The organism is Psychrobacter sp. M17(2026), from assembly GCF_055699815.1.
This window is the reverse complement of the sequence record NZ_CM146741.1, coordinates 1,333,144-1,347,150: the sequence shown is the minus strand read 5'-3', so window position 1 is coordinate 1,347,150 and position 14,007 is coordinate 1,333,144. Positions and strand designations below refer to the sequence as shown.

The 14,007-nt window shown below is 41.7% G+C and carries 15 protein-coding genes; 2 read left to right on the top strand and 13 right to left on the bottom strand.

What is annotated here, in order from left to right; translation table 11 throughout:
- Positions 1–8 precede the first annotated feature (8 nt).
- From miaA to ACR63T_RS05700, 5 genes are all read right to left on the bottom strand, one after another.
- Positions 9–1,136 carry a tRNA (adenosine(37)-N6)-dimethylallyltransferase MiaA gene (miaA, locus tag ACR63T_RS05720; protein WP_472785056.1) on the bottom strand — a complete coding sequence of 376 codons (1,128 nt, stop codon included), beginning with the start codon at positions 1,134–1,136 and terminating at the stop codon, positions 9–11.
- A gap of 30 nt (positions 1,137–1,166) precedes the next feature.
- Entirely contained in the window at positions 1,167–2,912 is a 1,746-nt protein-coding gene (gene mutL / locus ACR63T_RS05715; RefSeq protein ID WP_472785055.1) for a DNA mismatch repair endonuclease MutL, read from the bottom strand.
- Positions 2,913–2,999: 87 nt separating this feature from the next.
- Positions 3,000–3,518 (bottom strand): tRNA (adenosine(37)-N6)-threonylcarbamoyltransferase complex ATPase subunit type 1 TsaE, encoded by a 519-nt coding sequence (gene tsaE, locus ACR63T_RS05710; RefSeq protein WP_472785054.1) that lies wholly within the window; start codon positions 3,516–3,518, stop codon positions 3,000–3,002.
- Between the two features lie 296 nt (positions 3,519–3,814).
- Positions 3,815–4,147, bottom strand: a complete 333-nt coding sequence (locus tag ACR63T_RS05705; protein ID WP_472785053.1) for a YnfA family protein — start codon at positions 4,145–4,147, stop codon at positions 3,815–3,817.
- 28 nt (positions 4,148–4,175) lie between these two features.
- The gene (locus ACR63T_RS05700) at positions 4,176–5,006 is read right to left on the bottom strand and encodes a PhzF family phenazine biosynthesis protein (protein ID WP_472785052.1); all 831 of its coding nucleotides are present in this window, start codon (positions 5,004–5,006) and stop codon (positions 4,176–4,178) included.
- A 122-nt stretch (positions 5,007–5,128) separates the two neighbouring features.
- Between ACR63T_RS05700 and ACR63T_RS05695 the strand changes: the two genes are divergently transcribed.
- A complete protein-coding gene (locus tag ACR63T_RS05695) occupies positions 5,129–6,322 on the top strand; it encodes a hypothetical protein (RefSeq protein ID WP_472785051.1) in 1,194 nt (397 codons plus the stop codon).
- A 9-nt stretch (positions 6,323–6,331) separates the two neighbouring features.
- On the opposite strand, the gene ACR63T_RS05690 is transcribed toward ACR63T_RS05695, so the two are convergent.
- The 8 genes from ACR63T_RS05690 to ACR63T_RS05655 all read right to left on the bottom strand — a co-directional run bounded on the left by ACR63T_RS05690 (position 6,332) and on the right by ACR63T_RS05655 (position 13,289).
- Positions 6,332–6,793: a methyltransferase family protein gene (locus ACR63T_RS05690; RefSeq protein ID WP_472785050.1), complete on the bottom strand. Its 462-nt coding sequence runs from the start codon at positions 6,791–6,793 to the stop codon at positions 6,332–6,334.
- A gap of 26 nt (positions 6,794–6,819) precedes the next feature.
- Entirely contained in the window at positions 6,820–7,404 is a 585-nt protein-coding gene (locus ACR63T_RS05685; protein ID WP_472785049.1) for an HD domain-containing protein, read from the bottom strand.
- 46 nt (positions 7,405–7,450) lie between these two features.
- Positions 7,451–7,828 carry a cupin domain-containing protein gene (locus ACR63T_RS05680; protein ID WP_472785048.1) on the bottom strand — a complete coding sequence of 126 codons (378 nt, stop codon included), beginning with the start codon at positions 7,826–7,828 and terminating at the stop codon, positions 7,451–7,453.
- A 33-nt stretch (positions 7,829–7,861) separates the two neighbouring features.
- Positions 7,862–8,491: an FMN-binding negative transcriptional regulator gene (locus tag ACR63T_RS05675; protein ID WP_472785047.1), complete on the bottom strand. Its 630-nt coding sequence runs from the start codon at positions 8,489–8,491 to the stop codon at positions 7,862–7,864.
- 80 nt (positions 8,492–8,571) lie between these two features.
- Complete coding sequence (locus ACR63T_RS05670; RefSeq protein WP_472785046.1) at positions 8,572–9,468, bottom strand: hypothetical protein; 897 nt, start codon at positions 9,466–9,468, stop codon at positions 8,572–8,574.
- A 183-nt stretch (positions 9,469–9,651) separates the two neighbouring features.
- Entirely contained in the window at positions 9,652–10,272 is a 621-nt protein-coding gene (locus ACR63T_RS05665) for a hypothetical protein (RefSeq protein WP_472785045.1), read from the bottom strand.
- A gap of 231 nt (positions 10,273–10,503) precedes the next feature.
- Positions 10,504–11,784 carry a saccharopine dehydrogenase family protein gene (locus ACR63T_RS05660; RefSeq protein WP_472785044.1) on the bottom strand — a complete coding sequence of 427 codons (1,281 nt, stop codon included), beginning with the start codon at positions 11,782–11,784 and terminating at the stop codon, positions 10,504–10,506.
- 266 nt (positions 11,785–12,050) lie between these two features.
- Positions 12,051–13,289: a carboxynorspermidine decarboxylase gene (locus ACR63T_RS05655; RefSeq protein ID WP_472785043.1), complete on the bottom strand. Its 1,239-nt coding sequence runs from the start codon at positions 13,287–13,289 to the stop codon at positions 12,051–12,053.
- A gap of 86 nt (positions 13,290–13,375) precedes the next feature.
- On the opposite strand from ACR63T_RS05655, the gene ACR63T_RS05650 reads away from it, so the two are divergent.
- Positions 13,376–14,005, top strand: coding sequence for a DUF924 family protein (locus tag ACR63T_RS05650; protein WP_472785042.1), 630 nt, complete (start codon positions 13,376–13,378; stop codon positions 14,003–14,005).
- Positions 14,006–14,007 lie beyond the last annotated feature (2 nt).

Genomic DNA, 14,007 nt, shown 5'->3' with positions numbered 1-14,007 from the left:
ATTTCCCATTAATCTCTATGCAAACTTGTCCTTACCTCTATCATAGAGTCAAATACCTGTAAATTTATTTGTTGGTTATTAACAGAGGTATTTGATTTTAGTTGCATCAATTTTCGCAGCCAAGTGTACTGACGTTTTGCCAGTTGTCTTGTGGCATATAGTGCTTTATTTTGCATGTCAGTATAAGCCGGCGCTTTTTCATCATCATTAAACTCAACGTCTATATTTTGTGAGGACTTTGTGCCATTTTCTTCTAGCTTAAACGCACTACAAAACGCGGCTTTGTCTAAATGGGCTTGCTCAAATACGGGATGATTACTCTGTACTAAGTATTCCAGTACTTGCCGATAGCCAACACAGCGCATAGACGGCATATTGGGCGTCAATCGGTAGCGACTTAACAAATCAATAACCTCAGAGATAAGCCCCTCATCCCACATAATATCTAATCTTTGCTCAATACGCTGATGTAGCCAAGGCCGATCAGGCATTACCGCTAATACGTGCCATTGCTGCTTCGTATTATGTGCGAGTGCCTGCTTAGGCTTTTTTTGCCAGTCACTAATCGCTATCCCTGTTTGTTTGTACACTTCAATAGCGCGTGTAATACGCTGAGTATCAGTAGGCTTAAGACGCGCATGAGTTATGGCATCGACTTTACCCAGATAAGCATAAAGTGTATCAATGCCATCATCTTGACGCCACTGTTCAACTTGCCTGCGCACTTCATCGTCGCTATCAGGAACTGGCGACAACCCCTCAAGCAGTGCCATGTAATACATCATAGTGCCACCGACTAATAACGGTATTTTGCCATTTTGGTGACAGCTGTCGATAAGGACTGCTACGTCATTGACAAATTCGGCGACACTATAACTTTGCGTTGGGTCAATAATGTTGACCAAGTGATGCGGGTAACGTGCCAGCTCAGCGTTTGTTGGCTTGGCAGTGCCGATATTCATATCCCTATATATCAGTGCCGAATCTACCGAAATTAGCTCATAACGCCTCGTATCATATAGCTCATAAGCCAGTGCAGTTTTGCCACTAGCGGTCGGTGCCATTAAACAGACCACGCTATTCTCAGGCAAGCGCGTAGTCAAAAGACTAGAAGCGTTATTAGATGTGTAAGACATAGACTGGCCTTTGCCGCTCATGATAAGCGCTTAAAGAGAATAAGGAGATAGCAGTAGTGCTATGAGTTGAGCACTGTCTAAAGTTTTTATAGCTTTGGTGGTGAGTATATTATCAATATCAGCCTTAAAAGCTATAAAATCAGGTTTGGACATTTGAGTCGCATAACTCACCAGCTGCTGATTAATATCAGCGGCATCTGTCACGTTGTTACTAATAGCTAATGAGCTTACCTTAAATAATGCGACTAAGCTCGCCTGCCAAACTTGTTGACTAATCAGCACCATCTCACCTGATCTATAGAATAGTAGCCAAGGCAGATGGCTTAGGCTATTTATTGGATCTAACTCTAGTGACTTGACTAAGCTATCAATGACCTCTAAACATCGAGGCAACTCAAAACCACTTATAGCATTAGCTACAACGGTATCATCAGTAGAATTTACCCGTGGATTTAATTTAGAGTTGACGACTAATTGATGGCTTTTGGCATAACTATTAGCAACTAAATTATCAAGGGCTAATGGTTCATCCACCATTGAGTGCCGATAAGGCTGTAGGCTTTCTTCTACTTTTGAGGAGTGTTGAACTTTTTGACTGCTAGTACTAACATCAGTTTCAGTATTAACATCAGTAATTGCGCTGCTATTGTCTTTACGTTCAATACTCTTTAGTTGCATGCTGACAGCATGGCTAAGATGCGCCATTACATTATTCAAAGAACTGATCTTTATACGTTGTTTGCTCGGGTGCACATTAATATTAAGCCAGTGCAGCGGTAGCTCAAAATAAAGCGCATAACCCATACTACCCAGCTGCTCGCTCTGTGCCAGCTGGCGTAGCTGATTGCTAATGAGTGGCTCTTTGACCAGACGACCATTGATATATAGCAGCTTTGGCAGTAGAGCACTACTAGCTTGAGCATCACAGCTTGGCCATAGCCAGCCACTAATGCTAGCTATAGAAGTCATAAAATCAGCTGCTGGATATTGTAGATTGGAGTCAGAGGTTTGCTGCATGAGCGGTGTCAAATCTACGTTGACCTCTAGTGCATTGTCAACCAAAGCTACGCCCAGCGCTTGCTCTAGTCTAGATAGGGGTAATCGATTATCTGTATTGCTTAGGCTATTAGCCTTATTACCTTGCGCCTGAGCAGATAATGATAAGCGTTTTTTATTGTCGTGGAATAAACTCAGCGCCACATCAGCGTGAGCCAAAGCGACTTCACGGACGATCGTTTCGATATGAGCAAATTCAGTGGCAATCGATTTTAGATTACCGCGCCTTGCTGGCACGTTAAAGTATAAATCTTTGACAGTAATAGTCGTGCCGCGTGTACGAACTACAGGTACTAGCTTTGGCTCATCAGCCAGTACGCCAGAGACTTGCAGCTGACGACCGATACCGCTGTCATCATGACTACTATTCAGGCTCAAGCGCGAAACCGCAGCCGTCGCTGCTAGTGCTTCACCTCGGAATCCTAGAGTGCTAATACCGTGCAGATTGGCAACATCAGCGACTTTACTGGTTGCATGACGAGTGATTGCCATGACCATATCATCAGGGTGAATACCCTCGCCATCATCTACCACCTCAACCATACCCATACCGCCCTGAGTGATACGCACCTCAATATGAGTGGCATTGGCATCGATAGCGTTTTCCAGTAACTCTTTGACCACAGCCGATGGGCGCGTCACTACCTCGCCCGCTGCCAATTGATTGATCAATAGCGGTGAGAGTTTTTTTATACGGGTCTGTAGTTTTTCATCTGGCATAGCTATCTGGTATCGTTATTTAAGAAGTATAAAGCCTATTGAACAAGCAAAATTGAAAGTCCAACTTTTAGAGCTGCATTGGAAAAGCTAAATTTGCAATGCTGATAAATCTAAACCCTGCGCTTGCCCTATTTTTGATAGCCTAAGATCAACTTGACGCGATTCATCAACGCCTTGGGTGATATCAATGAATAATAGTGGTGGTGGTAGATAGTCATCAGCACGACTCGGCCACTCTATAATGATCAAAGCGTTTGGATCATCAAGATATTCATCAAACCCAATAAGAGATAACTCCTCAGGATCTTCTACACGATATAGATCGGTATGATAGACCAGCTTAATTTTATCGTCATCTTGCTCAATGCTGTAAGGTTCAACCAGCGTATAAGTCGGGCTTTTGACCGCGCCTTTATGACCAAGAGCTTGCAACCAGTAACGGGTAAGCGTAGTTTTACCCGCTCCCAAGTCACCTGAGAGCCAGACACTACCTGAGACTAATAGAGTAGCGAGCTGATCGGCTAGACTTTTAGTATTGTCTTCTGAACGCAAGATCAATACTTTAAAATTTTTGTCATTTAAAGAAGCATCATTATGAATAGTCATTAGACAGCACCTGTTTATACTTGCATAATTACCATAAAATTGATAAATCGCTCACCGCGAATGAGCTTGGCATACGGATGACATGAGCGTTTTCAAGTTTAAAGAGTTTACGGATACGGATACGGATAATAATTAATTAGCCAAAATAGTAAGTATTAAAACGAATAGTTAGTTTGTACGCTATATTATAACAAATCACTAGCAGCACGTAAGTAAGTGCTTATTAACAAGCTTGCTCATTAAAGCTTATTTATGCAGTACTAAAGTAATATCTAGGCACTACTTTTAGGCACTACTTAAACATTGCGCGGTGCAAACATAATAATCGCCATCCCCAATAACGCCACCGCTGACCCAACAATATCCCACATGCTAGGTCGAATGCCATTAACCGCCCATAACCACATAATAGCTGTGGCGATATATACCCCGCCATAAGCAGCATATACTCTACCGACAGCAGTCGGATGCAAAGTCAATAACCACACAAAAGCAGCCAAACTTAATGCCCCTGGGATAAGCAGCCAAATACTTTTATCTTCACGCAGCCACAGGTAAGGCAAATAGCAGCCTATGATTTCTGCTAGTGCGGTCAAAAAGAAAAGAGCTAGCGTTTTTAATTCAGGCATCCTGAAATCCTCATCTAATGTCACTCTGCTAAACGGTAATAAAGCCTGTCATGTACTGCACGGCATTACCAGAGATGAGCACTCGGTCATCTGCCACCTCACATTCCAAAACGCCACCGCGACTTGAGGCTTGATAAGCAAGCAACTGACTTTTACCTAGATGCTCTGCCCATAATGGCGCAAGTCCAGTATGAATAGAGCCTGTTACGGGATCTTCATCACCACCGTTCGCAGGCCAAAAGTATCTGGAGATAAAGTCGTATTGCTCGTATTTATCAGACTTAGCCTGACAAGTGACTGCCACATCCAAAGGCGCGAGCTGCTTTAAAACTTCATTATCACGCTCAACCGTCAACACGTCAGCCTCAGCATCATAAATGACAAAATACGCTTGCGAGTTACGATAGACTTCAACAGGCGCAATAGACAGACCTGCCAATAAATTTTCAGGAATGTCATCAATCTTTTCAGGTTTAGTATTGGGAAAGTCCATTTGAATTTTGCCTGAATCCGTCTGCACAACTGATAATGTACCGACGGCTTTCGCTACAAACTTGATCGTAGTTACAGCAGGGTTCTTCTTAAACAGTACAAAAGCAGAAGCTAGGGTCGCATGACCACAAAACGCAATCTCAGTTAGCGGTGAAAACCAACGAATATGATAAGCCAGCGTCTCCTTATCAGTCTTTTCGTTAGACTCACTAAGCACTAAAAAGGCAGTTTCGGATAAGTTATTTTCCATAGCAATAGATTGCATCAGCTCATCATTTAGCCAGCTATCAGTAATAATAACTGCGGCCGAATTACCTTTGAATACTGTATCAGTAAAAGCGTCAATGATATTGATTTCGAGTTGCATGGTAGTGATTTCCGTGGGCTAAATTAACTTTTTTATAGCTGCATACTTGCTATCAATCAGTAATTCTCGCAACATGATAAAAAGTGGCTATTATTTAGGATCTGTTGAACATTGGAAATATTATGAATTTAATGGCTAAAGCTTTACTTGCCAGCTTGCTAACAGTGCCTATAGCGAGTTATGCAGAGCCGCCATCGGTGACGCTATACCTGCTCGGCTATCAGATACCAGATGAGCGGCGTATGAGTGTGGTAGAACAGGATATTCAAGCTTTCAATATCTATCAACAAAATCGCGTAAAGGCGACTTATTTTAATCCAATGAATCAAAGCGCCCCTCAATCTAAACGTGATGCTTTTGAGAGCCTTGACCCTTACACCCTCACCTTATGCGACTTTTCAGATTTTAGTTATTGTTTAGCGCAAATTAAAAATAACACAGAATCTTATCGCCAAAGTATAGAAACCCTAGAACCTGTATTTCACGATATTGATAAGCTACGCCAAGCCAATAGCAGCGAGCTTAAGAGTGTATTTCCATCGAACCTACAGCTAATGAGCAGCCCTCTGCCCTCTTATCAATTAATAACCAAAACTTTACTAACGAAAAATGCACTGATCTTTCATGACGACCCAAAACAAGCGCTAATACAGATTTGTGCAGATGTGGCTTTTGGCAAGTCATTGATACGCTCGCAACAAAACCTCATTCAGTCTATGGTCGGTACAATGATAGTCCACTCACAGCTTGATCTACTAGCACAGTCATCGCAGCCACTGCCATCGAGCTGTCAACAGGCACTAACTCCTATGAAGCGCGCAGGCACTTCTATGTGTCCCTTGGTCAAATCTGAGAGCCGACAGATGACAAATGAGATAATGGCTACCCCTCGTACGCCCATACTTTTTAGTCGTCGCGCCTCAATCAAACAATTAGAGAAGTGGGCGCAACCTTATTGTGCTGATGAGCGGCTTGTAAGTATATACCGCGATAAGCGGATGCCTGCCATACTAATAGAGGCGTACAAGCCATTATTTTTTAATAAAATTGGCGCGTTACTGTTGAATGTTGCCATGCCTGATTACAGCGCTTATCAGTATCGTCTGCAAGATGCTAATGCTCATCTGCGACTGTGGCAAGCAGCGCTCAGTGCGCAGTGCAATACTGACTCAGCGCATTATGTAGAGTCAGTAGCTAAAGGCTGGCAACCTACTAGGCAGCTGCGCCTAGACAGTCAGCGCTTGACTATCGATACGTATGATAAAAGCACCTATCCACAATTAAGTCTGCAATGCCGAATCTTTGCTAAAAATTAACTTGATAAATCAAAGCCAACGACGCACCTTGGTCATATATATCTGATACTCATCGCTAAACTTCTGCTTCATAAAGCGCTCTTCAGGCTGAATTTGGAAACGGCTCATATAAATAATGAAGACAGGCAGAACCAATAAAGCGGCAAAATTGGATAAATAAAATGCCCAACCTAATAAAACCAGTAGCATGCCTAAATACATGGGATTACGAGTATAGTGATAAATACCGTTAGTAACTAAACTTGCTGATTTTTCGGGAGTATGCGGATTGACAGTGGTTTGCGCTTTTTTAAACGCCAATATACCCATTATGGCTAGTGCCATACCTACTACAGCTAAGCCACTTGCCAGCCACTTTGTACCAAAAACCATGACCTGTAAGTTTGGAAATAGTCCAGATAAGCCATACATCGCAAATGCTATGGTTATTACTTGCAGCACGGGTGGTACTTTTAATTCTAGAGAACTCATTACGTCACCTTGTTGATGTTGCAAGACTAAGCATCAATTAACCAACCTTTAGCTAATGCTAAGTTAAGCTGACCCGTCATCCACATATAAATATCAGGAAAATCATCCGCAATAAAGGCATGGGCATTCGCAACTTGGGACTTTTTGACATTTGACTCTCGCCATGTCCTGCCCTCGCTATTGATATTATGCAAAAACGGCAGCAGTCTATCGACAACTTTAAGCAGCTTAGTCTCAGGGCTTGTGCCAGTTTCTTGCTCCTCCCATAATTCAGATAGCTCGATAACCGCATTACCTTGATGAGCCTGTAAACGCTGCACCCCTTCTCGCTCGGCATTATGCGCGCTATCTCTATTAACGTCATAAAGAAAGGTATCGCCAGCATCAATCTCGCCCAAATCATGAATGAGCGCTAGTTTAAGTAGCTTCTCTTCACATACTTCAAGTTTAAAGCTTCTAGATATCGTCCAGCACGCCATCGCCAAATGCCAAGAGTGCTCGGCTGAGTTCTCAACGCGCAGTCCGCCATCGATATAGGTGCGTCGATTCACTAACTTTAAGGCGTCCAGCTCGAGTAGGTATTGGGTAATATCGTTTAAGTTGTTTGGCAAAGTGCATTCCTTACTATAAAAAATTGTTATAACCTGACAGATTCATTTAAATCCAAGCATCGTCTTCTGCTGTTTTACTATCTATTTCATTACCAGTATTGACTATACCTTTTGGCTCAATTATTAAAATCTCTGCCTCATTTTCAGTAACGGGTTGATGCTCCACTCCTTTTTTGACAACGTACATTTCACCTTGCTTGAGATCAACATGGCCTACTCGAAAGTTAATCCTGATATTACCTTTAAGCACGATAAACACTTCATCAGTATCTTTATGATTATGCCAAATAAACTCACCTTGAATTTTGACCAATTTAAATTGATAGTCATTCATCTCTGCGATAACTTTAGGAGACCATTGCTCACTGAATAGAGTAAACTTTTCTTGAAAATTTATTGCTTCATTACTAATATTATTGTTCATACCATTCGCCTCTTTGTTAACTTACTAAACTTGTTACTGCTGCGCTTGTATCATAGTCGCTACTTTGTCTGCATTAGTGCTCTTCTGCTCGGATAAACCTTTAATGACGCCAATCTGGTTAATCTCTGGCTGATTTTGACTAAGCTTCCACTGCCCTGTCATTGAGGTGACCGTTATTTCAATCCCAACTATCGCTGGTAGCATTTTATTAATATAAGTCGCTGGCGCATCGGACATTGCCCAAGGTTTATCGTTCTGGGCTTCATGCTCAGATGTTAAGGTCTCAAGCGCCTGATGTATCCAAGTGGCATCATGAATAAAACGAATAGCGCCTTTTACATGGACAGCAACATAATTCCAAGTCGGTACTGCCTTGCCCGTCTGCTGCTTGGTGGGATAATGATTTGGGGAGATATAAGCGTTTAGTCCATTAAAAATAACCAGCACCTCAGAGCTTTCAGCAACGGATTGCCAAAGCGTATTTACCTTAGCGATATGCGCATGCAGATAGAGCTTATCGCCCTGCCAGCTGATAGAGATAGGCAAATGGTTGGCTTCGATACCTGATGCAGAGTAAGTAATTAAAGTTGCAAAGGGATAATCACGTATCAGCGCCAAAAGCTCTTTGTCATCGTTTTGTTGGAATTTATTAGGAATATGCATATCGGTTTCTTTGGTAGTTACAGTCTTTTTAAAACTTTAAAGGTAAACCACTGTTATTAATTAGGGCATGTTAACAAAATTTATTGCAGTGCTTGAAGACTACGTTTATCTACCCAGCCACGTTTAGTGTTATTTTTATAAGAAACTTCAACCCAGTCCTCGTTTTGAGAAAACACCTTAATAACATCGTCTTTTATATAGTAGTTTGAAGGCACTTGTGGATCGAAATTTTGGTCTAGGATTTCAGCTTTATTGACAGTGACTTGATAACTGGTCGCTAGCGGTGGACAGTATTTTACAAACTCTGACTCTGAATACTCTCTTGATTTTCCATAGCTGCGATTCGATAAACTAGAAATCTGATTTTCTACGCAATAATATTTTTCTCCTGAGATAAGCGTACCCTCTGACACATACTTTCTAAGTATCCATTCATCATCTTGTTGTCCAAAATAAAAGGACTGCTCAGAATGTCCACGAGGGGAATAAAAGTTTGTTAATATAAACCCTAAACGATTGTTACGTGGAATGATACCATTTAAAAACCATCCAGTTTCATCAGTGAAATTATCAGATTTAAGACTGAGCTTATAATGATTATTTTTACTTCCTAAATACACATACAAGTCACTACCTTGATGAAAGTTTTTTTCATCGTTTTGATGGGTGATGATTTTATCTTTGATCCTATCAATGTTCACATCGTAATTGTAGAACTCATATAATTCGTTGTCATACATTTGCGCAAGCTCAGTAGCAGTAAAAGATTGCAACGGCTCACTATGGCTTTTATCCATCGACATCTTGTTGACATTAGCAATTTTTATATATTCGCTATTGGTTGATAAGCGCTGATCAACATGGACATTATCTTGTGAACTGCTCGATTGTTCAACGCTATCGACAGTAGATATTTGATTTTCAGAGCTACAAGCGCTTAGCATTATTACAAAAGGTACGATATATAATTTATTCATAGTAACGCTCACTTATAAAGTATCTGTTATGGTTCACGGCTCTGTACCACTATTACACCCTTATCATCAAGGCAGGCATTTTGCCTTTTTATGCGCCCACTGCATTGGCGCGATTTATTTAGCGACTAGCATATCACTGGCGGATATAAACAGTCGCCCTTTATAAAGTTCAAGCCTCAAAAATTACGGTAGTAACGCAAGTGCGATGAGGTCAGTCAATCGAATGCTATTTATCTTAGCATGCCAATCGGCTTCAGTAGGATGCGGCAAGCCGTCTAACACTGTTAGCGGCTGATGATAACTGGACCTAAAGACATCGATAAACCCAATAGCAGTATCACCACAAGGCACAATAATAATATCGGCGGGCGCTTGCTCAAGCACTTGAGTTAAGCGGCTAGTAAAGTCTTGAAAAATGTCCGTTTTAATTAAATCAATCGGCTCATTGCTATTATTCTGCGCCAAGTTTTGCTTAACCGTCACCAGCATATCGACTTGTGAGCGCTCGTCATCAGTCAAAGTACAGGGATAAAATACTCCATTCATTGGCAAAGTAGAACAATTTAAAATACCAAGCGGCTTATAGTGCAGCGTTTTAATATTACAGCCTATAGGTAATTGCGCATCGAAGTCATTTAGATAGCCTTGCGAGATTAAAAACTGCGTGAGCTCAAGTGCGGACTCGCCTGCTGCTGGATGCCCATGGATATATTCATCAACATGGGGCGATTCTAAAATAATCAATACTTTTAAGGCGCTGACATCTTCAATTAGATTGAATACTTTATATTTATCTAAAGACAAAATTGGGTTTCCTTGTATCAAACTTACTCATAATACTTAATTCACTTACTTTGTGTAGGGTGCTTTTTAAGCACTGATGTCAATCGTAACCTAGGTGTCGGTGCGCTGGAGAACACCCTATGCCTACTTGCGTTTTAGTCATTACTAGCTAGCATTAAAAAAGCACCCTAACGAGTAATAACTCAATAGGATGCTTTTTTACATAGAAATAATCGATTGAAAAACTATCGATTAAATCTCAAACTCTAACGCACGATCACCGTTTGCATCTTGAATACGCGTTGGCAGGCCAATCTTGTTTAATAGATTGATAAACGCCTTGGCATCTAATTCCTCGACATTGACCATCTTGCCTGCATCCCACTCGCCGGTAGCGACTAGCATAGCAGCAGCAACGGGTGGCACGCCTGCGGTATAAGAGATACCTTGGCTACCCATCGCCTCATAGGCCTCTTTATGATCAGAGATATTATAGATAAATACCTCAGTATCAACGCCGTCGATCTTACCTTTTACTTTATCGCCAATACAAGTCTTGCCCGTATAGTTAGGCGCCAATGAGCTTGGGTCTGGTAGCACCGCTTTGACTACTTTTAGCGGTACGACCTCTAGACCTTCCGCAGTCGTTACTGGTTGCTCGGACAATAAGCCTAAGCTTTGCAGTACTGTGAACACATTGATATAGTGCTCACCAAAGCCCATCCAAAAGCGAATATTTGGCACATCCAAGTTAGCCGATAATGAATGAATCTCATCATGACCGCTCAGATAGCTGTCGCGCATACCGACGATAGGTAGATCATCGGTACGTTTGACTTCAAACATCTTATTCGACTGCCATTTGCTATCTTGCCAAGAATAAACTGTACCCGTAAATTCGCGGAAGTTAATCTCAGGGTCAAAGTTAGTGGCGAAGTATTTACCATGGTCGCCTGCATTAATATCGATAATATCAATGTCAGTGACTGAGCCTGCATCCATCATATCGTAGCCCAAACGCGCATAAGCATTGACCATACCAGGATCGAAGCCTGCACCTAGTATCGCAGTGATATTATTATCGGCGCAGCGCTGCTTGCGTTGCCATTCGTAGTTATTATACCAAGGCGGCGTCTCACAAATCTTGCGTGGATCTTCGTGAATAGCGGTATCGATATAAGCCACGCCCGTTTCGATACAAGCTTCTAACACGCTCATGTTGAGAAACGGCGAGCCGACGTTAATGACGATTTGAATAGCCGTCTCTTTTATTAGACTGATTAAAGCTTTGGTATCTAACGCATCAATCTGATGCGTATGTAGAGTCGCTGGCTGCTGGAAGCTGTTTTTGTCATTGACGCTTTGTGCAATAGCCACGCATTTATCTAGCGTACGTGAGGCGATATGAATCTCGCCCAATACGTCATTGTGCATCGCACATTTATGGGCGACGACTTGTGCCACGCCACCTGCACCGATAATGAGCACGTCTTTTTTGGTTGAATTCTTTGGTGATGTATTTTGTGTAGTCAAGGCTACAATCCTCCTTTGTGTTCCTATCGTCGCCACTGCCTATTAAGCTTGAGCTGATCGATATAGCAACAGATGAATGATGTGCGTGAATAAAAAAGGAAGACCGAGGAAAACCCACGCACCCGATAAGTAACGACGCTTGTCGCTACCCGTAATAATTATAACAATTTTTATAAGCTTTTTAGGAATAATTAAGTATTAAATCAAAGCAGTATTTACATTATATAAAAATATAACTGCTTTAAAATCAATTAGTAACCCAGCGATTAAGACAAGCTCGCCTTATATTCTGAATAGTCAAATTCGCGCTGTATATCGATACTACCATCAAGCCGACGAATCACAATCGCTGGCATGTCAACGCCATTGAACCAGTTTTTCTTTACCATCGTATAGCCCGCAGCATTGGCAAAGGCAACTTGATCACCTACTTTTAAAGTATCAGCTAAAGCATATTCGCCAAAGATATCACCCGCCAAACAAGAGCGACCATAGATAATGGTATTATCCGCTGAATTGTCATCTCTTGACCCATTATCAGCAGGATCATTGTCAATAGGACTAACAGCAAGCGCTGCAATACTTACAACCTGATGATTAATAGCCGAAATAGGTGCAGACTCACGATAAATCAGTAAGTCCAGCATGTGAGCTTCGATAGAAGAGTCCACTACGGCTAGATTTTTCTCATTTGTCATAACATCCAAAACAGTAGTGACTAGCGTGCCAGCGCCATGAATGCTGGCTTCACCTGGCTCAAGATAAACTTGTACGCTGTAAGTCTCACTAAACTCTTTTAGCCGTGCAGCGAGCTGCTCTAATGGATAATCGGACGCGATAAAATGAATACCACCACCGAGACTGACCCAGTCTAGTTGCTGTAAGATATCGCCAAAGCGAGCTTCGATATCGGCTAAGCTATTGCTAAAAGCCTCAAAGCTGTCATTTTCACAATTATTATGGATCATAACACCGGTAATATCGCTCAAAACTTCAGATATTTTATCTTTATCAGATTCACCCAAACGACTAAAGGGTCGCGCAGGATCAGCGATGATAAAGGACGAGTTACTGGTATTGGGGTTCAGTCGCAAGCCTACTGGAGTGTTCTGTGCTGCCGCCTGCTCTTTAAAAGCGTTCAATTGCGAAATAGAATTAAAGATAATTTTATCAGCATATTTCAATACTTCAGGGATTTCGTCTGCACTATAAGCAACGCTGTAAGCATGAGTTTCTTTATTGTTGATATCGTCTTTGCCCTTACCAAAAGTCTCAAACCCTAAGCGCACTTCATTCAATGATGATGAGGTTGTACCATGCAGATAAGGCTGCATAGCCTCAAACACCCCCCACGTGGCAAAACATTTTAGCGCCAGTAACGCCTTAGCGCCCGACAGTTCACACAGACGAGCAATAACCTGCATATTAGCGACTATTGCCGCTTCATCAAGCAAATAATAAGGGGTTGGAACAGGGATAGATTGATTGACAAGTGATGCGTTCATAATAATTTACTCAATAGCATTTGATAACAGTAGCGAATAATATTTTTCGCTATAGTAGACTAAATTCATCTTAAATAGAATAGCTTATGACCACTGTAACTGACCACAATAAGTTCTTTAAAAGATCCGATTTTGACCTACTCTACCCTGATGCCCGTGCAGTATTAGAGTTTTGGTTTAATCCAGCAAACGAGCCGTATTGGTTTGTGCAGGACGATAGCTTTGATCAAAAAATTGATGATAAGTTTGCCGATTTATGGGAACAAGCTTGTCAAGGCGAGCTTAGTTTTTGGCGACGTGGCGAAAGCAATAAACCGAATGCTTTAGAGGATCTAGCAGGACGACTGGCAGAGATTATCGTGTTAGATCAGTTCTCTCGTAATTTATGTCGCAATCAAGCCTGCTCATTTACTCAAGATAGTATGTCAGTGGTTTTAGCGCAAGAGGCTATCAAACAGTCTCAGTTTGATATGCTACCAATGGAGTGGCGCCGTTTTACGATCATGCCCTTTATGCATTCTGAGTCTCTGTCTATTCATCAGCGCTATTTACCGCTGTTTGAGCAATTAAATGATGAGAGCACCTTAAATTTTGAGCATAAGCATCGCGCTATTATTGAACGCTTTGGTCGTTATCCGCATCGTAATGAAATATTGGGTCGTGAATCAACTGCTAAAGAATTAGCGTTTTTAGAGCAGCCTGATTCGTCGTTTTAGGC

Coding starts and splice junctions, on each gene's coding strand:
- miaA (WP_472785056.1), bottom strand. CDS start 1,136: ATGTCTTACACATCTAATAACGCTTCTAGTCTTTTGACTACGCGCTTG.
- mutL (WP_472785055.1), bottom strand. CDS start 2,912: ATGCCAGATGAAAAACTACAGACCCGTATAAAAAAACTCTCACCGCTA.
- tsaE (WP_472785054.1), bottom strand. CDS start 3,518: ATGACTATTCATAATGATGCTTCTTTAAATGACAAAAATTTTAAAGTA.
- ACR63T_RS05705 (WP_472785053.1), bottom strand. CDS start 4,147: ATGCCTGAATTAAAAACGCTAGCTCTTTTCTTTTTGACCGCACTAGCA.
- ACR63T_RS05700 (WP_472785052.1), bottom strand. CDS start 5,006: ATGCAACTCGAAATCAATATCATTGACGCTTTTACTGATACAGTATTC.
- ACR63T_RS05695 (WP_472785051.1), top strand. CDS start 5,129: ATGAATTTAATGGCTAAAGCTTTACTTGCCAGCTTGCTAACAGTGCCT.
- ACR63T_RS05690 (WP_472785050.1), bottom strand. CDS start 6,793: ATGAGTTCTCTAGAATTAAAAGTACCACCCGTGCTGCAAGTAATAACC.
- ACR63T_RS05680 (WP_472785048.1), bottom strand. CDS start 7,828: ATGAACAATAATATTAGTAATGAAGCAATAAATTTTCAAGAAAAGTTT.
- ACR63T_RS05675 (WP_472785047.1), bottom strand. CDS start 8,491: ATGCATATTCCTAATAAATTCCAACAAAACGATGACAAAGAGCTTTTG.
- ACR63T_RS05670 (WP_472785046.1), bottom strand. CDS start 9,468: ATGAATAAATTATATATCGTACCTTTTGTAATAATGCTAAGCGCTTGT.
- ACR63T_RS05655 (WP_472785043.1), bottom strand. CDS start 13,289: ATGAACGCATCACTTGTCAATCAATCTATCCCTGTTCCAACCCCTTAT.
- ACR63T_RS05650 (WP_472785042.1), top strand. CDS start 13,376: ATGACCACTGTAACTGACCACAATAAGTTCTTTAAAAGATCCGATTTT.